Below are 20,063 nucleotides of genomic sequence, written 5' to 3' on the forward strand. Positions count from 1 at the left end.
GCCCGTGGACCGGCGACTGGATGGCATCCGAATCTTGGTGACGCGCCCCCGTGAGCGGGCAGAGGAGCTGTGCTTCCTCCTGGAGGACGAGGGCGCGGAGGTCCTCAGCCTGCCGTTGTTGGAGCTGCATCCGCCGGAGGACCCGCGCCCGCTCGCGTCCGCCGCCGAGCACGTGCAGCGCTACCACTGGGTGGTGTTCGCCAGCCCCTCCGCCGTGGAGGCCTTCCTGGAGGCCCTGCGGCTCGCGGGCACGTTGGACCGGCTGTCCCGCGTGAAGCTGGCCGCCGTGGGGCCGCGCACCGCGAGGGCCGTGGAGGGCTTTGGCCTGAAGGTGGAGGCCGAACCCCACGAGGGCACCGGCGCGGCGCTCTTCACCGCCCTGCGCGACGTGCTGGGGCCGGATGACGACGTGCTCCTGCCCGCGGCGGAGGAGGGGCGGCGGGAGCTGGAGGACGGCCTGCGCGACCTGGGCGTGCGTGTCACCCGCGTGACGGCCTACCGGAGCACGCCAGCCGCCGTCGACCCGGAGGCGCTCGCCCAACTGGCCGCGTCCCCGCCCCAGGTGGTGCTCTTCGCCTCGCCGCGCACCGCGGAGGCCTTCGTGGAGGGGGTGGGCCGTGAGCCGCTGGCCTCCGCGAAGGTGGTGGCCATTGGCCCCACCACGGCGACCGCGCTGACTCAGCTGGGCATCCCCGTGGCGGCCGTGGCCGAGCGTCCCACGCCCGAAGCGCTGGTGGATGCCACCGTTCGCGCCGTTCACGGGTAGACTGCGCGCCCGGTGACGTCCGGGCGCCCAGTCGGAGCGCCCCGTGCGGACGTGACGTGACGAGGTGCGGGTGATGATGCGTGGGACGCAGCGGAGTGTCTTCCTCCTTGGACTGCTGGCGCTGGCCACGACGGCGCAGGCCCAGGGGGGCTACCAGTTCCTGGACCACTGGGTGCTCAACAACAGCCAGGACCCGTTCCCGTACTACGTGGACGCGCGCAACAACCAGCCGGCGGGCAATGACATCTCGCTGGTGGAAGACGCGGTGAAGAAGTCCTTCCAGGCCTGGCAGGACGTGGACTGCGCGTGGCCCGCCTTCACGTACAAGGGCCGCTCCACCATCGTCCCCATCCCGGACGTGAACGACCGGCTGGACGGCTTCAGCGTCGCCGCCATCTGGGTCACCGACCCGCTCAGCACCCAGTACAAGGACGTGCTCAACGAGACGAGCGTGTCCGTCGCGGTGCCGCTGAGCCACGGCGGCAACGTCTACCAGTGCGACATCTTCCTCAACGCCGTGCGCTACAAGTTCACCTCGTTCACCCCCACGCCCGTGGGCTTCATGGACATCCAGACGGCGGTGATGCGCGAGGTGGGCCACTGCCTGGGCCTGGGCAGCACGTATGAGTACCCGGACTCGGTGATGTACTTCGCGCAGGAGACGGGGGTGCAGCGGCGCACCCTGTCGTCCTATGACCGGGGCGCGTTCTGCCAGCGCTACCCGCAGACGGGAGCGGTGGGCTCGCCCTGTGACACCACCGCGTGCTCCGCGGGGCTCACCTGTGTCACGACCCAGTCCACCACCAGCGGCAACTCGATGAAGATCTGCTCCAAGGCGTGCCCGTCCGGTGCGCCCGGGGCCTGCCCGGACCCCTACCAGTGCCGCGCGTCCACGCTCATCGCCGGCTCGCAGTTCGCCTGTCTGCCGGAGGCGATTGGCACGGGCACCAAGGTGGGCAACCCCTGCGCCAGCGCCTCTTCGTGCGGCGCGGCGGATTCGCGCTGCCTCACGGACGCGGACAAGACCCCCGCCTTCCCGGCCTGGAAGGACGGCTACTGCACGGAGTCCTGCGTCGCCAACGCGGACTGCCCCACCGGCTCCACGTGCTCATCCGTGGGCTCCGTGGGCAAGCGCTGTCTGAAGAACTGCCGCCCGGGCAAGGGTGACTGTCGTGACGGCTATACCTGCAACACGCTGCCCAACGGCGGTGGCGACGTGTGCGTCGCCGACTGCTCCACCAACAACGACTGCGGCTCCAACTACGCCTGCCGCTCGTGCGACCACGCCTGCGTGCAGCAGCTGACGGGCACGCGCAGCGTCGGCGACCCGTGCCTCCAGGATTCGGAGTGCGGCTTCAACCAGCAGTGCCTGAAGCTCAACGGCAACCCGCAGGGCGTATGCGCGGAGCCGTGCTCGGTGGCCGCCTGCACGTGCAGCCCCGGCAGCACCTGCCGCTCGGCGGGCACTGGCGAGGACCGCTTCTGCTTCCGCGACTGCGGCACGGGCACCTGCTCCTCGCCGCTCCAGTGCGTGCCGTTCCAGGAGGGGACCGCCTGCATCGCCCCCTGCCGCACCAACCAGGACTGCCCCAACGGCCTGTATTGCGGCAATGGCGGCCAGTGCTACGACCCGTACGTGAAGACGGACGGCGGCACCTGCACCCTGTGCAGTGACGGTGGCACGCCGCCGCCCCCGCCGTTGGACGGCGGCGCGGGCGGCTCGACGAACGACCCCGGCGGTTGCGGCTGCCAGAGCGGCCCCTCCTCCGCGGCATTCCTCGTGGGGCTTGGGGTGTTGCTCCTGGCCACCCGCAGAAGGAGGAACGTGTGACCCAGGCGGTTTCCCCCGGAAGCAGCGGCCCCTCGCGCGGCGCCACGGATTTCACCCTCGGCTTCGTCCTGGAGGCCCTGGTCGCCCAGCGCCTGCTGACACCACAGCAGGCGCAGGAGGTGCTGGCGCGCGAGCCCGCCGCGAGAGCCCGCGTCATCAAGGCGCAGGGCGGAACGGGCAAGGACGCGGCCCGCTATGACGTGTCGCCCGTGGAGCTGGTCGCGGCCTTCCAGATTCCGGCGCCGGGGGGACGGGGCGTGCTGGATGAGGACCGCGTCACGGAGGCCGCCGCGCGCGCCGCGGGCCTGGCCTACCGGAAGCTGGATCCGCTGAAGATGGACATGGCGCTGGCCACCCGCACGGTGTCCCGGCCCTACGCGCAGAAGCACGTGCTGCTGCCCCTGGAGCGCACCGAACAGGGGCGGCTGCGCGTGGCGGTGGCCAACCCCTTCGACCGCGAACTCTTCGAGTCCTTCCACCGGCTCACCGGCGAGCCGGTGGAGCCCGTGCTGTCCGCGAAGACGGACATCCTCCGCTCCATCGCGGACATCTACGGCTTCAAGAAGACGCTGGCCCAGGCCGCGGACGACTTCAGTGGCTCGAACGCGCAGATCGCCAACTTCGAGCAGCTGGTGTCGCTCAGCGGCACCCAGGAGCTGGAGGCGTCCGACCGGCCGGTGGTGCAGGCGGTGGACTACCTGCTGCGCTACGCGTTCGACAATCGCGCGTCGGATATCCACATCGAACCGAAGCGGGCCACCGCCGTGGTGCGCCTGCGCATCGACGGTGTGCTGCACCCCGTCTACACGCTGCCCGCGCAGGTTCACCCGCCCATCGTGTCGCGCGTGAAGATGCTGTCGCGCATCGACATCTCAGAGAAGCGCCGCCCCCAGGACGGCCGCATCAAGACGGAGCGCGACGGCCGCGAGGTGGAGCTCCGCGTCTCCACGCTGCCCACCGCCTTCGGCGAGAAGGTGGTCATCCGTATCTTCGACCCGGAGACGCTGGTGCAGGACATCGCCCAGCTGGGTTTCGACCCGGATGAGAAGGGACACTTCGAGTCGTGGATTGATCAACCCCACGGACTCATCCTGGTGACGGGCCCCACGGGCAGCGGCAAGACGACGACGCTCTACTCCGCGCTCAAGGCGGTGGCGGGGCCGGACGTCAACGTCACCACGATTGAAGACCCCATCGAAATGGTGTGGGACACCTTCAACCAGGTGCAGGTGCAGCCCAAGGTGGGCCTGGATTTCGCGGGGGCGCTGCGCCACATCCTGCGCCAGGACCCGGACGTCATCATGGTGGGCGAAATCCGCGACGCGGAGACGGCGGAGAACGCGATTCAAGCCGCGCTCACCGGCCACCTGGTGCTCTCCACGCTGCACACCAACGACGCGCTGGGCGCGGTGGCGCGCATGAAGGACCTGGGCGTGCCGGCCTTCCTCCTCGCTCAGAGCCTGCTGGGGGTCATGGCCCAGCGCCTCCTGCGCCGCGTCTGCGTGCACTGCGCGGAGGATGCGGTGCTCACGCCGGACGAACTCCTGGCACTCGATGCGCCGCTGCCGCTGTTGCCCGGCGGCGTGAAGCTGTCCAAGGGCGCGGGGTGCGTGCGCTGCCGAGGCACCGGCTTCTCCGGCCGCACCGGCGTCTTCGAAATCGTCTCCACGAACCGGGAGGTGCGTGAGCTCATCGCCCGCGAGGCCCCCTACGAGCACCTGGTGCAGGCGGCTCGCCGCAGTGGCATGCGCACGCTGCGCGAGGCCGCCGTGCGCAAGCTGGCGCAGGGCCTCACCGCCTTCGACGAGGTGGTGCGGATGACGTCCGCCTTCTAGAAACACGAAGGGCCCGCCGTGAAGCACGGCGGGCCCCGCGAAGCTGCCCGAAGAGGGCAGGGCGGCCTAGAAGCGCGCCTGCAGCAGCGTGTTGAAGCCCAGCGCGTGCGGCTTCTCGAAGTTCGGCTGCGCGATGCCCGTCACGTCGTCCTCGAACGTGGTCCGGTTGGTGTCGTACGTGTAGTAGACCTCACCCACGGCCGCGACCGTCTCAGACAGGTCCCACCGGAAGGTGGCCTTCGCGGACCAGATGAGCTCCGCCTCGCAGGCGCTGGTGCCACCGCAGGTGCTGGGCAGGATGCTCAGCTGGTTGGCGTCACGCACCACGACCGTGCGCGTCCCGGTGAGGCTGGGGGGCGGGTTGCTGCCGCCCACGAGCGGAACCGGGCTGCGGAAGGACGCCGGCTGCTGCGCGCCGATGATGAAGCCCGGCGTCAGGTGCAGCTTCTCGATGTTGTAGTCCACGCCCAGCGCGCCGAAGACTTCAGGCTTCAGGACCGTGCCCGTGGGGAAGTCCTGGAACGGGGGGAAGCCCGGCACGTCGAACTGGATGAAGGACAGGCTGCGCACCAGCGCCAGCGCGTTGAAGCGGAACCGGTTCAGCTTCGCGCGGCCCTGGAAGGCGAGCGCCACGGCCCCCTGGGGCTTGGTGGCGCCGAACTTGTCCGGGTCCTGCAGGGTCTGCGTGAGGTAGCTGCCCTCCAGCGACAAGGAGTACGACAGGCCACCCGGGTACGTCTCCGGCGCGAAGAAGCGCTGGTAGATTTCCGGGTCGTTCTTGTAGAGCCGGAAGTCCACGCTCGTGCCCACCGGCACGCCCACGTGGTAGACGACCTGCCCGGACACGCCGGCCGAGTTGACGCCCGCCTCGATGGACTGGTTCGCCAGACCCGGGACGATGCCCTTCTGGAAGTAGCCGCCGCCGGCCTCCACGCGCAGCGTCTCCAGGATGTCCCAGCCCGCGCCGGCCATCACGCCGTAGAGCGTCTCCTGCTCCAGGATGAGGTCGTTGAGCACCAGCGCCGTCTTGCCGCCCACGTACGCGTACCAGCGGTCGCGCGTCACCTGGAACTTGGCGCCCGGCACACCCGCCGCGGACGCGCGGTTGGTGAAGATGGAGCTGCCGCCCCAGGAGATGCGGTACGCGTAGCCCAGACGGAAGCGGTCCGCGGACACCGGGAAGCCGGTGAGCGAGATGCCTTCCTTCTCACCCCAGCCCATCGGCTGGTAGTTCAGGCGCACGTAGCTGGAGTTGTCGAGGATGTCGACACCGCCAGACGGGCGCTCCAGCACCAGCAGCGTGAGGGCCGCCTCCGTCGTGAGGCCCTCGAAGAACGCCGGCATGCGCTTGTAGAGCACGACGTTCGACAGGGACTCGAAGCCGGAGAACCGGGTGTTGAAGTTGTCGTAGAACTGCGTGTTCTGGTTGCCCGCGCCAAAGCGCGCGTTCGGGCTGTTGGGAGTGGTTTCTCCCGCGCCCGCCAGCACGTTGTCGTCCGCGAAGACGAACGACAAACGGGTGTCCACGAAGTCCCCGGCCCAAGCGGGCGCGGAAAGGGTTGTCAGGCCCGCCAGGGCCAGCGTCTGCAACGTTTTCAAATTCCCTCCAGGAAGCGGTCCGGGGGAGACCGCTCCTCCCAGCGCCCCGGCTTACCGCCGGGGCGCGCAATGCGACTGCTCAAATCAAAAGTGAATGGCGACTACGGGCACGGCTTGATGGGCTTCGGGCACTCCATCCCGGGCCCGGGGTAGCAGCACAGGTCGTCCTGGTCTCTCGGCAGGACGTTCCAGCGCGGACGCGCCGGACCCACGTGCTTCAGGTGACCCACGACGTCGAAGGTGGCCGCGCGCAGCTGCTTGCACTGGAGCGCCTTCGCCGCGTCGGCGTCGTTCTCGTTGCAGTCCGGGTTGAGGTCCGGCACCGCGTCCTTGATCTGCAGGCTGATGCGCGAGCGCGTGTCCGGAGCGACCTTGCACGCGGCGTTGGCCGTGGCGGCGGCGTCGCGCACCAGCGCGACCGTCACCTCGGAGCCCTTCAGGGTGTACTCGAAGCGGGTGTTGGCCGCGATGAGCGTGTCCGTCTGGTCCGCCGTCACGCTCACCGGGCCGAAGCGCGCGTGCACAGGCTGGGTGCAGATGATGTTCATCCGGTAGCCCTGGGGCAGCGACTTGTCCGGCCGCACGGGCGTGGTGCCCACGTTGACGTTCATGATGCGGTTGGGGACGGACTCGTCCATGCCCATGGACGCGGGACCGGTGGCGTTCATCTCCACCACGAACTGACCGAAGCTCGTGTACGTCGTCTTCTCCGCGCAGATGGTGCCGGCGTACTCGCCAATGCCCAGCGTGCAGTCGATGACGCACTGGCGCTCCGGGAGGTCCGGATCATCCGGCGGCTCCTCGAAGCAGTTCTGCCAGGTGCGCGACGCGCTGCTGCCCACCGGGCAGAACATGGGCATGTCGTTGTTGCCGTTGGCGTCGCAGTTGCGGAACACCTTGGGGAACTTCACCCGGCGCAGCTTCACCAGCGACGACTCCAGGCTCTCCATCTTGTAGTTCTTGTAGCTGTAGCCGCAGAGGATGTCGTCCAGGTACGGCGAGCCGCTGTAGCCGCACAGCCGGCCGTTGATCTCCACGGGCGGCACCCGGTCCAGGTACTTGTTCCACTGGTCCTGCGGCAGCAGGCGCACGTTCTCCCGCAGCGTCCAGGCGGGGAAGCTCATCTGCGTGGTGTTGGTGAACTCCGCCACCGTACCGGACAGCGTCCAGAGCAGGTCGCCGGAGTCCAGGCCTTCCGGGAAGGAGTAGTTGTAGATGTAGATGCTGTTGAAGCGGCCCGGGTTGAAGCCATCCGGCTCCGCGGTCTGGACGTTCGCGCCCGTGACGCTCTTCTCCAGCACGCGGCAGGCCGTCATGTCCGTGACGTAGAAGCCGCTGGAGTCCGTGCCCGTCACCAGCAGCATCATCTGCTGGCCGTTGTTGGGGTCGGACGGGTCGCAGTTCTGCGTCAGCGGCTCGCCAGACTCCGGGTTGCGGCCCACGCGCATGAACTGCTTGATGAAGACGCTCGTCTCCGAGCCGCCCTCGGGCAGGTTGATGGTGGCGAGGGCGGGCTCCTCGAACCGGATGCCCTGGGACAGGCCCGTCGCGAGGGTGCGCGTGGCCGGCTCCTGGGGCAGCTGGGACAGGTCGCCCACGACGCCGCCGTCCGCGTACACCAGCTCCAGGTCCTGGTCCTGCACCCAGACGTGCGTCTCGCCGTACAGGTGGGCCACGCGCACGGTGCCGGTGCCCTTGCCGTTGGTGAGCTGCGTCCAGCGCTGGCCGTACTCACCGGTGAGGTCGCCCGGGATGACCCGGAACGACACCGGCCCGTTGAAGGTCGTCATCTCCCCACCGGTGCCGTCCAGCGCGGTGATGGACAGACCGATGTCCACGTCCGACCGGGGCAGGGTGTAGGGGCAGTCCGTGGTGCCACGCACCTCGGGCGGCACCGCGGCCTGGTCGTTGCCGTACTTCCCGGCGCAGGCGTTCACCACCGGCAGCAGCGTCGCGGCGGAGCCCCCGGTGGTGATGCTCATCACCTCCACGCGGAAGGACGTGAGTCCGGTGGGCTCCTCGGACTCCTTCGTGTAGCAGCCGGCCGCCAGGGCCAGCGTGGACAGCAGGAAGAGTCGCTTCATTACTTCACCCTCCGCCCGATGCGGCCATCCTCGATGGCGCTCGCGATGGGCATGGCTGTGGGCTTCTCACAGAATGAACGCAGCTGGCTCGTCACGGTGCCGCACGTGGGGTTGTTCCCCGTCAGCAGGTCCCGGCAGGTGCAGCGGCCGGTGTAGGGGCCTTGCGGCAGCGCGCACTGCTCCAGCGCAGCCTGCTTCGTCGTGTCCGCCAGGCCGCACCGGGCCATGGCCGCCGGCTGCTCCTGGGCGTTGTCGGTCACCTTGAGCAGGTCCCGGCACGAGCAGCTGCCCACGGTCTTGTCGAGCCCTTCCTCGAAGGCCTTGGACACCTTGCAGGAGTTCAGCGTCTTCTCGTCCACCGTCCACGCGCCGTTGACCAGCGAGCCGCAGCGCGTGCCGTTGCTGGACGTCTCCCGGCCGTTGAGCAGGTCGTCGCAGTTGCAGAAGCCCTGCATGTAGCCGATGAGCGAGTCGCGCAGGCTGATGCCCGTCTCGATGCGCGTGGTGTTGCGCTTGAGCACCGTGAAGCCGGAGCCGCCCTTGGCGATGTAGTCGTTCACCGCGACCTTGTACGTGCCGTTGGTGTCCAGCGGCCTGCCGTTGATCTCGATGTTGATGCCCGGGTGCGCCCAGCAGCGCGAACCCGCGGTGTCCTCCAGGCACTGCCAGGGCGCGTGGCCCTCGCGGTTCTCCTGGGGGCAGGCGGTGGCCACCGTGGCCGGGGTGCACGCGACGCGCAGGTCGTTGAGCTGCACCTGGGCGCAGTCCATGGTGAAGCGGGCGCCGGAGACCTGCGCCTGGCTCACGCACCCGCGCTCCGCGGAGCGCTCGGTGACGAAGTCGAACATCTCCTGCATCTCCGCGCCGGACAGGTACATGATGTTGATGGTGTTCTCGAAGGGGAACACGTTGAACATCGCCTCCTGCGTCACCACGCCCGCGTAGAGGTTGTCGCGGATGCCCAGGGAGTTGGTGAGCGCCATCTCCGCCTCCACGCGATTGCGCTTGCGCATGGAGTCCGCGGCGATGTTGCCCAGCGGCGAGTCACCGCCGTTGGAGTTGTTGCGCCGCTGCACGTCCAGGGGGGCGTAGGAGAAGATGGAGGTGAGCTGCAGCTTCACGTCCATGCCCAGCAGGTACGGGATGAGCAGGTCCGTCACCTGCGCGTCCTCCTGACGGCCGCACTCGGCGATGGCCTCGCGCACGCCCGGCGCGTTGATGAACTCGCCCGGGTCCCAGAAGATGTTGTCGTCGAAGCGGTACTTGCGCATCGCCTCGTTGCACCAGAGGCCGTCCACCGGGAACGCGTGGTAGTCCTGGCTGACGACCTCGGCGCCCTCGCCCTCGCCCAGCTGGTTGGGCATCTTCACGACCAGCTCCAGGCGGCCCACGTACTTGGCGAACGCGCCCGAGTGCGACAGCACGACCTTGCGGCCGGAGGGGTCCGTCACCAGCTGCGGCGGGTTGAGCACCACGTGCAGGTGGCCGCCCAGAATCACGTCCATGCCGGTGACGCCCGCGATGTGCACGCGCACCACCGACTTGTCGTTGCCTTCCGGCCCGAACCACTCCAGCACCTTCCACGCGTCGTGCGAGCGGTTGATGAAGGGCTTCGCGCGGCCGTACTCATAGTAGCCCTCGTAGCCCTGGATGAGATCCTGGTCCTCGGTGAGGCCCAGGTGGCTGACGATGACAATCAGGTCCGTCACCGGGCGCAGCAGCTCCACATAGGCGCGCGCGGCCTCGTTCTGCTCCAGCGGCGTCACCTGGAGGCTGTTGCCGCCCTCCACGATGGAGTTGAGCGAGGAGATGTTCGCCATGCCGATGACGCCCACCCGCAGGCCCTTCACCGTCCGGATGGTGTAGGGGTTGGTCACCATGGAGGCGCCGTTGGTGCCGGTCGTCTTCGGGTCGTCCCAGAAGTAGTTGGCGGCCAGCAGCGGGAAGTTGGCGAAGTTGCGCGCCTTCTGGACGAAGTTGAGGGCGCCCGCGTCGAACTCGTGGTTGCCCACCACGGCGGCGTCCAGGCGGGTCTCGGAGAGGAAGCGGAACTCCGCCTCGCCCGTGTTCACGTTGAAGATGGGCGCGCCCTGGAAGCAGTCTCCAGAGTCCAGGTGCAGGACGCGGTCGCCCTTCGCGCGCTCGCGCTTGAGGATGGACCCGATGCGCGTGGCACCGCCAAAGGGACCGGCCTCCGGGATGAGCTCCAGGTCCTGGTCCGTCTTCAGCGGCGTGAAGTCGTACGGGACGAGCCGCGAGTGGATGTCAGAGGTATGGAGGAGGGTAAGCCGCACCTCCTGACCTTCGAGGTGGTAATCCTGGCCTTCCAGCACAGGCATGCACGAGGCGAGGGCCAGGGCGCAGGCGCAGAAGAGGCCGAGCAGTGCGCGACACATTCGTGGCGGATCCGTGATTCGTAGAGAGTGACGACTTGAGGACGGCGCAACCTACGGGATCAAGGGTGCACGGGCAAGCAACGCCACCGTGGCACCTCCACCTACCAGGACACCAGGAGAGCAGGCAGACATGCGTCCCAGCAGTTCCAATGTAACTGACATCGAGATCATCGAGGATTTCTCCGCCACGGCGCGTTGTGACGAGGGTTTCCTCCGAGTGCGTCGGCTGCGCTGCCGCAACCGGCGCGCGGATGGCTCGTCGTCTCCGGTGTACCGGGTGGATGTGGTGGACCGGCCCCGGTTGGACGCGGTGTCGGTGCTCATCTACCGCCGTGCGTCGGATGGAAACCTGGAAGTCCTGACGCGGATGAACCTGCGCCCGGCGGCGTACTTCCGCCGCGAGCAGACCGCGTCCATGACCGTGCCTGACACGGTGAGCCATCTGCGCGTGGAGGAAATCGTCGCGGGCCTGCTGGAGCCCGCTGACAAAGGTGAGGAGGGGCTTCGCCGCCGCGCGGCGGAAGAAGTGAAGGAGGAGGCGGGCTACACGGTGCGACCGGAGGACATCCAGCTGTTGGGCGGCGCGTTCTTCCTGGCGCCGGGCATCCTGTCGGAGAAGGTCTTCCCGGCCGCGGTGGACGTCACCGGCGTGGCGCAGGGCGAGGTGGAGGGAGACGGCTCTCCATTGGAGGAGGGCATCCACCTTCAGTGGCGGCCGTTGAACGCGGTGCTGGACGCGTGCCGTCGGGGTGACATCGCGGACGCGAAGACGGAGGTGTCCCTCACGCGGCTGCTCGCCCGGCTTTCCTGACGCCGCTTGCTGTTTCCGGGGTGACGACGGACGGGGTAGGGTGCTGCCCCGTTCCGTTTCCTCCTGCAGGCGAGGTTCGTCGCATGTCGTCGCTGCCCCCGTGGCTGGCCCAGCTGCTCCCCATCGTCATCCTGCTCGGGGCCATTGGCCTGGTGCTCTCACGGCTGCCGAAGGTGGAGCTGGGGCACACCGATGCGTTCCGCCGCCGCCGCTTCTTCAACTGGTTCCCGCTGGGCCTGACGTACGCGTTCCTCTACATGGGGCGCTACAACGTCAACGTGGCGACCAGCGCCATGGGCGCGCAGACGTCCAACGCGGACTTCGCCACCATCTTCTTCTGGGGGACGCTGACCTACGGCGCGGCCTTCCTCATCAATGGCCCGCTGACGGACAAGCTGGGCGGCCGCTTCACCATCCTGCTGTCCGCGGGCGGCAGCGCGGTGGCGAACATCGCCATGGGCGGTCTGGTGTACGCGGTGCTGAAGAACGGCTGGGCCCCGCCGGGCGGCGTCGTCGCGTGGCTCGCGTTCCTCTACAGCGTGAACATGTACTTCCAGAGCTTTGGCGCGGTCTCCATCGTCAAGGTGAACGCGTCGTGGTTCCACGTGCGCGAGCGCGGCCAGCTGGGCGGCGTGTTCGGCATCCTCATCTCACTGGGCCTGTACTTCGCGTTCGACTGGTGCCGCTTCATCGCGGACGCGGCGCCGGTGTGGTGGGTGTTCTTCGTGCCCGCGGCGCTGCTCCTGTCCTTCCTGGTGCTGGACTTCTTCGTCATCCGCGACACGCCGTCGCAGACGGGCCACCCGGACTTCGACACGGCGGACGCGTCCAGCGGGGAGACGGGCCCGGCGCTCACCGTGCCGCAGATGTTCGGCAAGCTCTTGAGCAACCGCGTCATCCTCATCATCCTGGGCGTGGAGTTCTGCAGCGGCTTCCTGCGCAACGCGGTGATGCAGTGGTTCCCCAAGTACGCCAAGGCCATTGGGGAGTCCGGCGGCTTCGTTGCCTCCAACTGGGGCATGCTGTCGTGCGTCGCCGGCATCCTGGGCGGCATGTTCGCGGGCGTCATCAGCGACCGCATCTTCGACTCGCGCCGGGGCCCCGTGTCCGCGGTGCTCTACGGGGGCCTGCTCCTGGGCGCCGTCGGCGCGGTGTTCCTGCTGGGGACGCCGGGCGCCGGCTGGTCCGTGGTGTTCATGTCCCTGTGCGTCATCGGCGTGCACGGCATGCTGTCCGGCACGGCCACCATGGACTTCGGCGGCAAGAAGAACGCGGGCATCGTGGTGGGCATCATCGACGGCGCGGTGTACGCGGGCACGGCCATCCACGCGCTCGTCTACGGGGCCATCCTGCCCACTGGCGACGCCATGAAGGACCCCGCCAACTGGAAGCCCTGGCCCCTGGCCATGCTGCCGCTGGCCGTCGTGGGCCTGGTGCTGGCGACGCGGGTGTGGAACGCGAAGCCCCAGCCCAAGGCCGCTCCGCTGCCGGTGGGCGACGTCGTCCCGGGCGCCGTGCCGGGCGCGTCTTCTTCTCGTACGGGCACCAACGGTTGAGGCTCCAGCGGAAGGGCGTCCGGTGTACCCCCCCGGACGCTCTACTGCCCCGAAGTGAGGGTGACTCCCGTGTGACAGCCCTGTGACATAGACTGGAGTCTGTGTCCCAGGCACCTGAAGCGCTCCACAGCCGATTCGACGTCCACGATCGCAAGCAGTTCGAGATCAAGCTCGAGTACCAGCCCACGGGCGCGGATGAGACGCGCTACCTGGTGGAGGCCTACCTCTTCCTGCCGTCGAGTCTGAACATCGACGCGGAGACGTACCCTCGCGCGGACTTCTACGCGGACATCCACAACTACGTGCGCTTCAAGACGCCGGTGATGGGGCTGGGGGAGCTCCTGTCCTCGGAGGGCTCGCCGCTGGTGAAGCTGGAGGCGTGGCAGCGCATTGGCCTGGCTCCGGAGTCGGACGTCGTCTACCAGGCGAAGCTCTTCTCGTGCGTGCTGCGCGGCGCGCTGCGCAGGTTCGCCACCACGGTGGAGACGCGCTGTGACGCCAAGACGGGCGAGGCGGGGAGGGTGGACCTGGAGATGGTGGTGCGGCAGGCGGGGGAGTCAGTGCCCGTGGTGCTGGAGCGCTTCCGGGCGTGGCTGCGCGCCACCGGTGAGGCGAAGCTCCAGGAGAAGACGCGCGCGTCCCTGCGGCTGGTGGACGAGTACGTGAGCCTGCTGGTGGAGCAGTTCTTCCGCCGCGCGGTGGCGGACATGGACGCGCTGCCGCGTACGGGGCCGTGGCTGCCCTTGCGCAAGGGGTTGATGGAGGCGGTGCTGCGCGAGGAGTCCTATCGCAAGGAGCACCGGCTGCGCTCCGTGTTGAGCCCCACCGGGGACAACGAGGAGTACATGCAGCGGCTGGGCTTCCTGAAGAAGTTCTGCATGAACGTGCTCTTCCTGTCCTCGCGCCGTCGTCAGCGGCGGCAGGGCTGGGAAGAGGTGCTGTTCGCCATCGCGGCGGGCGTGGCCATGGCCTTCGCCACGTCGGTGGCGCTCTGGGCGCAGGTCCGCTTCACGCAGGTGAGCCTCAACTTCTTCCTGGTGGCCGTGGTCGGCTACATGATGAAGGACCGCATCAAGGAAGGCCTGCGGCGCATGTTCAGCCGCGTGGCCGCCACGCACCTGTACGACCGCACCACGGACCTGGTGGACCCCGTCACGGCGCGCGCCATCGGCATCTGCGAGGAGCGCGTGGACTACGGCGCGGCGGTGAAGGTGCCGAAGGCGGTGTCGTCGCTGCGGCTGCAGGATGACTTCCTCACCGTGTCCCAGGGCGAGCTGTCGGAAGCGGTGATCCGCTACCAGAAGCGCATCGTGCTGGACGCGCGCCTGCTGCCCCGCTCCGAGCGCGGCCTCACGGGCGTCACGGACATCCTCCGGCTGAACGTGGGGCGCTTCCTGCGCGACATGGACGAGCCGGAGTTCGCGCTGGAGTACGTGGACCTGGAGGACTTCTCCGTGGGCCACATCCGCGGCGCGAAGCGCTACCCGGTGGACCTGGTCTTCCGCTTCACGGTGATGGAGGACGGTGTGCGTCATGAATCCGCGCAGCTGGTCCGCCTGGTGTTGGATCGCAACGGCATCCAGCGCATGCAGAACTTCGCCCGGGCCCCAGAGGCTCGGGTGGAGGCCTCGGAGCCCGCGGGGTCGCTGCCCATCCGGCCGGCCGCGTTGCGCCAGGGCGCGTGATTTGATGGCCAGCCTCGCGCCGGGGGCATGTATCTTCCGGCGTCCATGGCATTTGAAGATCTCAAGCAGCGCGTGCGGCCGGACTGGCGCGACACGCTCCAAAGCATCCTGGAGAAGGCCCGCTCGCTAGGCCCGCAGGCCGTCCTGGCGTTCGACCTGGACTCCACCCTCTTCGACAACCGGCCCCGCCAGGCGCGCATCCTGCGCGAGTACGGTGACGCTCGGTCCCTGAGCCTGCTCTCCGTGTGCGAGCCGCGGCACTGGGACACCGGCTGGGACATGCGCGCCGCCATGCGCGCGTGCGGCATGGAGGACGCGGAGGTGGAGCAGCGCTACGCGGACGCGCGCGCCTTCTGGCAGGAGCGCTTCTTCACCAGCGCCTACTGCGTCTCCGACGAGGCGATTGACGGCGCGGCCGCCTTCACGCAGGCGGTGGCCGCCACGGGCGCGCAGGTCGTCTACCTGACGGGCCGCCATGAAGCGATGCGTGAAGGCACCGTGTCATGCCTCGCGCGCTGCGGAATGGTGACGCCCCCTGGCGCGGACGGGCGCGTGCACCTGGTCATGAAGCCCACGCTCGCGGAGAACGACGACGCCTTCAAGCGCGAGGCGCACGCGCGCCTGGGCCGCATGGGCACCGTGGTGGCGGCGTTCGACAATGAACCCACGCACGCCAATGACTACCGTCACCGCTTCCCGGAGGCGACGGTCATCCACCTGGCCACGGACCACTCGGGACGGGTCGTGGAATTGAAGGATGGCATCGTGTCGGTGCCACATTTCTCCATGGAGGACGTGACGCACCGCGCCTGAAAGAAAGGCATGGTGGACGACGGTTTCTGAAAGGCTTTGGAAGTCCCTTGGCCGCGCGCTAAGAGGCGCACGGCGTTCGCCGCCCTTCCCCCTCGGGTCTTCAAGGGGCGGCCCAGACGGAGGCATGCCGCGGTGGCCAGCGCGTACTCGAAGAACCTGTTGTTGACGATGTACCGGAAGATGTACCTCCTGCGCCGCTTCGAGGAGCGGGCCGGCCAGCAGTACACGCTGGGGAAGATCGCCGGCTTCTGCCACCTCTACATCGGCCAGGAGGCCGTGGCGGTGGGCTGCAACGAGGCCATCCGCCCGGATGACTACATGCTGTCCGCCTACCGCGACCACGGCCAGCCGCTGGCGCGTGGCAGCGACGCCGGGATGATCATGGCGGAGCTGTTCGGCCGGGGCTCTGGCTACAGCAAGGGCAAGGGCGGCTCGATGCACATCTTCGACATCGAGCACCACTTCTACGGCGGCTACGGCATCGTCGGCGGGCAGATTCCGCTCGCGGCGGGCATGGCCTTCGCGGCGCGCTATCGCAACGAAGACCGCGTCACGGTGTGCTTCTTCGGCGACGCGGCCGCGAACCAGGGCGCGTTCCACGAAACCTTCAACATGGCGCAGAAGTGGAAGCTGCCGGTCATCTACATCTGCGAGAACAACCGCTACGGCATGGGCACGGCCATCGCGCGCACCTCCGCGGTGCCGGAGATCCACAAGCGCGCCTCCGCGTACGGCATGCGCGGTGAGGCAGTGGACGGCATGGACGTCCTCAAGATGTACGAGGCGGTGAAGGACGCCGCCGAGTACTGCCGCGCGGGCAAGGGCCCCGTGCTGATGGAGGCGAACACCTACCGCTTCCGTGGCCACTCGATGGCGGACCCGGCGAACTACCGCACCAAGCAGGAGGTGGAGGAAGAGCGCAAGGGCGACCCCATCCCGAAGCTGCGCGAGTTCGCGATGAAGCAGGGCTTCAACCTCACGGACGCGGACTTCGAGGCCATCGAGGAAGAAGAGAAGCGCGCGGTGGACGCGGCGGTGAAGTTCGCCGACGAGTCGCCCGAGCCCAGCGTGGAAGAGCTGTGGCGCGACACCATCGTGGAGGAGGGCGAGCAGGACGTGCGCCCGCGCGAGCGCGTGCTGGGCGTGAAGGTCACCAACTGGCCGAGTTACCCGACGGGCCAGGAGCTGAAGGTGACGTGGGACCTGGAGCCCCGCGCAGAGGCCGAGCAGGCGGACAAGAAGGCGGGCCTGATCCGCTAGCGCCCACGTTCCCTCAAGCCACTACCCTTTCGAGATTCGAGTTCGGAGCCGACGATGCCCGAGTTGATGTATCGCGAAGCGTTGAACCAGGCGCTCGCCGAAGAGATGGAGCGCGACGCCAATGTGTTCCTCATTGGCGAGGAAGTGGGCCGCTACAACGGCGCTTTCAAGGTGTCCCAGGGCCTGCTGGACAAGTTCGGGAGCGCGCGCATCATCGACGCGCCCATCAGTGAGCTGGGCTTCACGGGTCTCTCCGTGGGCGCGGCGGCGGTGGGTCTGCGCCCGGTGGTGGAGATGATGACCTGGAACTTCGCCATCCTGGCGATGGACCAGATCGTCAACAACGCGGCCAAGCTGCGCCACATGAGCGGAGGCCAGCTGCGCTGCCCCATCGTGTTCCGCGGCCCGGGCGGCGCGGGCGGCCGGCTCTCCAGCCAGCACAGCCAGTCGCTGGAGGCCAACTACGCGCACTTCCCCGGCCTGAAGGTGATTGCCCCGGCGACCCCGGCGGACGCCAAGGGCATGCTCAAGAGCGCCATCCGGGACGAGAACCCGGTGGTCATGTTCGAGGGCGAGCGCCTCTACGCCATCAAGGGCGAGGTGCCGGAAGGTGAGCACATCGTTCCGCTGGGCAAGGCGGACGTGAAGCGTGAGGGCACGGACGTCACGCTGATCACCTGGAGCCGGATGTACTACTTCTGCATGGAGGCCGCGGAGGCCCTGGCGAAGGAAGGCATCAGCGTGGAGGTGCTCGACCTGCGCACCCTGCGGCCCCTGGACGAGGAGGCCATCCTCGCGAGCGTGCGCAAGACGAACCGCGTGGTCATCTGCGAGGAGGGCTGGGCGCTGGCCGGTATTGGCGCGTCCGTGGTGGACCTCATCCAGTCCCAGGCGTTCGACGACCTGGACGCGCCCGTCGTGCGCGTCACCGGGTTGGATGTGAACATGTCCTATGCGGCGAACCTGGAGAACGCGACCCAGCCGGACGCGCCCAAGATCATCGCCGCCATCAAGAAGGTCCTGTACCGCGAGGGAGCCTGAACGCGTATGGCGACGCCCATCCAGATGCCCAGCCTTTCCCCGACGATGAAGGAGGGGAAGATCGTCAAATGGCTGAAGAAGGTGGGAGACAAGATCTCCTCCGGAGACGCCATCGCCGAGGTTGAGACGGACAAGTCCAACCTCGAGGTGGAAGCCTTCGACGACGGTTACCTCATCCAAATCGCCGTGCCCGAGGGCGAGGTCGCCGCGGTGGGTTCGCCCATCGGCTTCCTCGGCGCGAAGGGTGAGAAGGCCACCAGTGGTGCGCCTTCGGCTCCGGCGCCCCAGAAGGCGGAGGCCCCCAAGGCCGCCGCTCCCGCCACCCCGAAGCCTCCCGAGCAGGCCCCGGCTCCCGCCGCCAGCGGCGCGGGCGAGGGGATTGCCATCCTGATGCCCTCCCTCTCTCCGACGATGACGGAGGGGAAGATCGTCAAGTGGCTGAAGAAGGAGGGGGACAAGGTCTCCTCCGGGGACGCCATCGCCGAGGTGGAGACGGACAAGTCCAACCTCGAGGTGGAGGCGTACGACGACGGCACGCTCGCGCGCATCACCGTGCGCGATGGCGACATGGCCAAGGTCGGCGCGCCCATCGCGTTCCTCACGCCCAAGGGCGCCAAGGCCGGGGCCTCCGCTTCGGCGGCCGCGCCCCAGGCTCCGAAGGCCCCCGCCGCCGCGGCTCCGTCCGCGCCCGCCGGAGGACAGGTCGTTCCGCTGCGCCGCGAGCCCCAGGCTCCGGCAGCCGGTGGTGGCGCTGGCGGCCGGCTGCGCGCCAGCCCCCTGGCGAAGCGCATGGCCCAGGATCGCGGGCTGGACATCAGCCAGGTGCGCGGCACGGGCCCGCTGGGCCGCGTGGTGAAGCGCGACGTGGAGCAGGCGCTGGGCCAGGGCCTGGCGAAGGCTCCCGCGCAGGCGCCGGCGGCGAAGAAGGCCGGGGCCCAGCCGGAGGTTCGCGCCTTCGGTACGCGTCCGGAGCCGCAGGCGGTGCCCATGTCCTCCATGCGCAAGGTCATTGGCCAGCGCATGTCGGAAGTGAAGCCCGGCGTGCCGCACTTCTACCTCACGGTGGAGGTGGAGATGGACGCCGCGGTGAAGATCCGCGAGGAGGCCAAGGCACTGGACCTCAAGGTGTCCGTCAACGACATCATCGTGAAGGCGGCGGCCATCGCGCTGCGCCGTTCACCGAAGATGAACGTGTCGCTCCAGGGCGACCAGGTGCTGCACTTCGGCACCGTGGACGTGGGCATCGCCGTCGCCATCGAGGATGGGCTCATCACCCCCATCATCCGCGACGCGGACCTCAAGGGCCTGCAGGCCATCTCCTCCGAGTCCCGCGACATGGCGGAGCGCGCCCGCAAGCGCTCGCTGAAGCCCGCCGAGTACACGGGCGGTTCGCTCACGGTGAGCAACCTGGGCATGTACGGCATCGACCAGTTCATCGCCGTCATCAACCCGCCCCAGTCCGCCATCATCGCGGTGGGCGCCGTGGCGGAGAAGGCCGTGGTGCGTGACGGCCAGCTGGCGGTGCGCAAGATGATGACGGTGACGCTGTCGGGTGACCACCGCGTCATCGACGGGGCCACCGGCGCGGAGTACCTCCGTGAGCTGAAGGGGCTCCTGGAGCATCCCTCGCGGCTGTTGTTCTAGCGGTCGAGCGGTCCGCCGCCTCCGCCCCCGTGTGACACGCACGGGGGCGGGGCATGGCCCGGACTACTCCCGCGTCGGCTCGTCCGACTCGACGTCCTTCTCCAACTTGCGCTGGGCCTCCGTGACGTCCGCCTGTTCCGCGCGGCGCGTGCCCGTCTCCAGGTCCTCCTCGTGCTCGCGGCTGCGGCCCTGGATGCCGGGCCACGGCTCCGGACGCGTGGCTTCCACGTGCTTCACCGGCTTCACGTCCTCGTTCTTTTTGTTCGCCATGGTGCGTCACTCCTCCCTGAAGTCAGGGGTGGGGATGGGACTTCCGTGGCGGTACGGTGGGATGCCCACGCTGGCGAGGCCACCCGGTGGGATGGAGGGGCAGAGCGCCTGCCTGCCTGACTCTCTTCGGACGGCGAAAAAAGGTCGGCAGGCGGGGCGGTTCGCTGCTTAACTTCTCACTCAATGAACGACGACATGACTCGCGAGCGCCTGGGACTTGGACTGCGGGAGGTGGAGCCTTCACCGGCTCCCCAGACTCCGGTGGTGTCCCTGGCGCACTCGCTGCAGCAGGCGCTGCGCGGCGCGGTGTATCCGCTCAGCGCGGAGCAGTTGGTCTGGGTGGCGCGTGAGAACGAGGCGCCGTCCCACGTGGTGTCGCTGCTGGGCACGCTGCCGCGGGGCCGTTTCCCGTCGGTGGACACGGTGGCCCTCGCGCTCGGGAACGCCTCCGTCTGAGGCGGAGTGCTTTCGC

At 68.7% G+C, this 20,063-nt stretch carries 15 protein-coding genes; 11 read left to right on the forward strand and 4 right to left on the reverse strand.

The window, feature by feature from the left end; translation table 11 throughout:
* The first annotated feature begins 4 nt into the window (after positions 1 to 4).
* From D7Y04_RS30930 to D7Y04_RS30940, 3 genes are all read left to right on the forward strand, one after another.
* Positions 5 to 766: a uroporphyrinogen-III synthase gene (locus D7Y04_RS30930; protein ID WP_121761611.1), complete on the forward strand. Its 762-nt coding sequence runs from the start codon at positions 5 to 7 to the stop codon at positions 764 to 766.
* Between the two features lie 73 nt (positions 767 to 839).
* Positions 840 to 2,597: an MYXO-CTERM sorting domain-containing protein gene (locus tag D7Y04_RS30935; protein WP_120594192.1), complete on the forward strand. Its 1,758-nt coding sequence runs from the start codon at positions 840 to 842 to the stop codon at positions 2,595 to 2,597.
* Positions 2,594 to 4,432 carry a GspE/PulE family protein gene (locus D7Y04_RS30940; protein WP_121761612.1) on the forward strand — a complete coding sequence of 613 codons (1,839 nt, stop codon included), beginning with the start codon at positions 2,594 to 2,596 and terminating at the stop codon, positions 4,430 to 4,432. Before D7Y04_RS30935 ends, D7Y04_RS30940 begins: the two co-directional genes overlap by 4 nt.
* 66 nt (positions 4,433 to 4,498) lie before the next feature.
* Here D7Y04_RS30940 and D7Y04_RS30945 read toward each other — a convergent pair whose 3' ends face one another.
* From D7Y04_RS30945 to D7Y04_RS30955, 3 genes are all read right to left on the reverse strand, one after another.
* Positions 4,499 to 6,031, reverse strand: a complete 1,533-nt coding sequence (locus D7Y04_RS30945) for a hypothetical protein (RefSeq protein ID WP_171806355.1) — start codon at positions 6,029 to 6,031, stop codon at positions 4,499 to 4,501.
* Positions 6,032 to 6,132: 101 nt separating this feature from the next.
* On the reverse strand, positions 6,133 to 8,115 hold the full coding sequence (locus D7Y04_RS30950; protein ID WP_121761613.1) for a hypothetical protein: 1,983 nt from the start codon (positions 8,113 to 8,115) through the stop codon (positions 6,133 to 6,135).
* Positions 8,115 to 10,511, reverse strand: a complete 2,397-nt coding sequence (locus D7Y04_RS30955; RefSeq protein WP_120594196.1) for a bifunctional UDP-sugar hydrolase/5'-nucleotidase — start codon at positions 10,509 to 10,511, stop codon at positions 8,115 to 8,117. Before D7Y04_RS30955 ends, D7Y04_RS30950 begins: the two co-directional genes overlap by 1 nt.
* A 130-nt stretch (positions 10,512 to 10,641) precedes the next feature.
* On the opposite strand from D7Y04_RS30955, the gene D7Y04_RS30960 reads away from it, so the two are divergent.
* From D7Y04_RS30960 to D7Y04_RS30990, 7 genes are all read left to right on the forward strand, one after another.
* Positions 10,642 to 11,322, forward strand: coding sequence for an NUDIX hydrolase (locus tag D7Y04_RS30960; protein WP_120594197.1), 681 nt, complete (start codon positions 10,642 to 10,644; stop codon positions 11,320 to 11,322).
* An 83-nt stretch (positions 11,323 to 11,405) separates the two neighbouring features.
* Positions 11,406 to 12,878 carry an MFS transporter gene (locus D7Y04_RS30965; RefSeq protein WP_120594198.1) on the forward strand — a complete coding sequence of 491 codons (1,473 nt, stop codon included), beginning with the start codon at positions 11,406 to 11,408 and terminating at the stop codon, positions 12,876 to 12,878.
* Positions 12,879 to 12,979: 101 nt separating this feature from the next.
* The gene (locus D7Y04_RS30970; RefSeq protein WP_121761614.1) at positions 12,980 to 14,563 is read left to right on the forward strand and encodes a hypothetical protein; all 1,584 of its coding nucleotides are present in this window, start codon (positions 12,980 to 12,982) and stop codon (positions 14,561 to 14,563) included.
* Positions 14,564 to 14,608: 45 nt separating this feature from the next.
* On the forward strand, positions 14,609 to 15,376 hold the full coding sequence (locus tag D7Y04_RS30975; RefSeq protein WP_120574971.1) for a hypothetical protein: 768 nt from the start codon (positions 14,609 to 14,611) through the stop codon (positions 15,374 to 15,376).
* A 132-nt stretch (positions 15,377 to 15,508) separates the two neighbouring features.
* Positions 15,509 to 16,636 (forward strand): pyruvate dehydrogenase (acetyl-transferring) E1 component subunit alpha, encoded by a 1,128-nt coding sequence (gene pdhA / locus D7Y04_RS30980; protein WP_120594200.1) that lies wholly within the window; start codon positions 15,509 to 15,511, stop codon positions 16,634 to 16,636.
* A 54-nt stretch (positions 16,637 to 16,690) separates the two neighbouring features.
* Entirely contained in the window at positions 16,691 to 17,677 is a 987-nt protein-coding gene (locus tag D7Y04_RS30985) for a pyruvate dehydrogenase complex E1 component subunit beta (protein WP_120594201.1), read from the forward strand.
* A gap of 6 nt (positions 17,678 to 17,683) precedes the next feature.
* The gene (locus D7Y04_RS30990; protein WP_121761615.1) at positions 17,684 to 19,321 is read left to right on the forward strand and encodes a pyruvate dehydrogenase complex dihydrolipoamide acetyltransferase; all 1,638 of its coding nucleotides are present in this window, start codon (positions 17,684 to 17,686) and stop codon (positions 19,319 to 19,321) included.
* Positions 19,322 to 19,384: 63 nt separating this feature from the next.
* Here D7Y04_RS30990 and D7Y04_RS30995 read toward each other — a convergent pair whose 3' ends face one another.
* The gene (locus D7Y04_RS30995; protein ID WP_120574948.1) at positions 19,385 to 19,591 is read right to left on the reverse strand and encodes a hypothetical protein; all 207 of its coding nucleotides are present in this window, start codon (positions 19,589 to 19,591) and stop codon (positions 19,385 to 19,387) included.
* A gap of 195 nt (positions 19,592 to 19,786) precedes the next feature.
* Between D7Y04_RS30995 and D7Y04_RS31000 the strand changes: the two genes are divergently transcribed.
* The gene (locus tag D7Y04_RS31000) at positions 19,787 to 20,047 is read left to right on the forward strand and encodes a DUF2795 domain-containing protein (RefSeq protein WP_120594203.1); all 261 of its coding nucleotides are present in this window, start codon (positions 19,787 to 19,789) and stop codon (positions 20,045 to 20,047) included.
* Positions 20,048 to 20,063 lie beyond the last annotated feature (16 nt).

Origin of the sequence: Corallococcus sp. AB038B (genome assembly GCF_003668955.1) — a bacterium.
GTDB classification, from domain to species: Bacteria; Myxococcota; Myxococcia; order Myxococcales; family Myxococcaceae; genus Corallococcus; species Corallococcus exiguus.

Bases quoted from the DNA above. Each gene is read 5' to 3' on its own strand.
- D7Y04_RS30935 (WP_120594192.1), top strand. From the start codon at position 840: ATGATGCGTGGGACGCAGCGGAGTGTCTTCCTCCTTGGACTGCTGGCG.
- D7Y04_RS30955 (WP_120594196.1), bottom strand. From the start codon at position 10,511: ATGTGTCGCGCACTGCTCGGCCTCTTCTGCGCCTGCGCCCTGGCCCTC.
- D7Y04_RS31000 (WP_120594203.1), top strand. From the start codon at position 19,787: ATGACTCGCGAGCGCCTGGGACTTGGACTGCGGGAGGTGGAGCCTTCA.
- D7Y04_RS30990 (WP_121761615.1), top strand. From the start codon at position 17,684: ATGGCGACGCCCATCCAGATGCCCAGCCTTTCCCCGACGATGAAGGAG.
- D7Y04_RS30985 (WP_120594201.1), top strand. From the start codon at position 16,691: ATGCCCGAGTTGATGTATCGCGAAGCGTTGAACCAGGCGCTCGCCGAA.
- D7Y04_RS30975 (WP_120574971.1), top strand. From the start codon at position 14,609: ATGGCATTTGAAGATCTCAAGCAGCGCGTGCGGCCGGACTGGCGCGAC.
- D7Y04_RS30965 (WP_120594198.1), top strand. From the start codon at position 11,406: ATGTCGTCGCTGCCCCCGTGGCTGGCCCAGCTGCTCCCCATCGTCATC.
- D7Y04_RS30960 (WP_120594197.1), top strand. From the start codon at position 10,642: ATGCGTCCCAGCAGTTCCAATGTAACTGACATCGAGATCATCGAGGAT.
- D7Y04_RS30995 (WP_120574948.1), bottom strand. From the start codon at position 19,591: ATGGCGAACAAAAAGAACGAGGACGTGAAGCCGGTGAAGCACGTGGAA.
- D7Y04_RS30950 (WP_121761613.1), bottom strand. From the start codon at position 8,115: ATGAAGCGACTCTTCCTGCTGTCCACGCTGGCCCTGGCGGCCGGCTGC.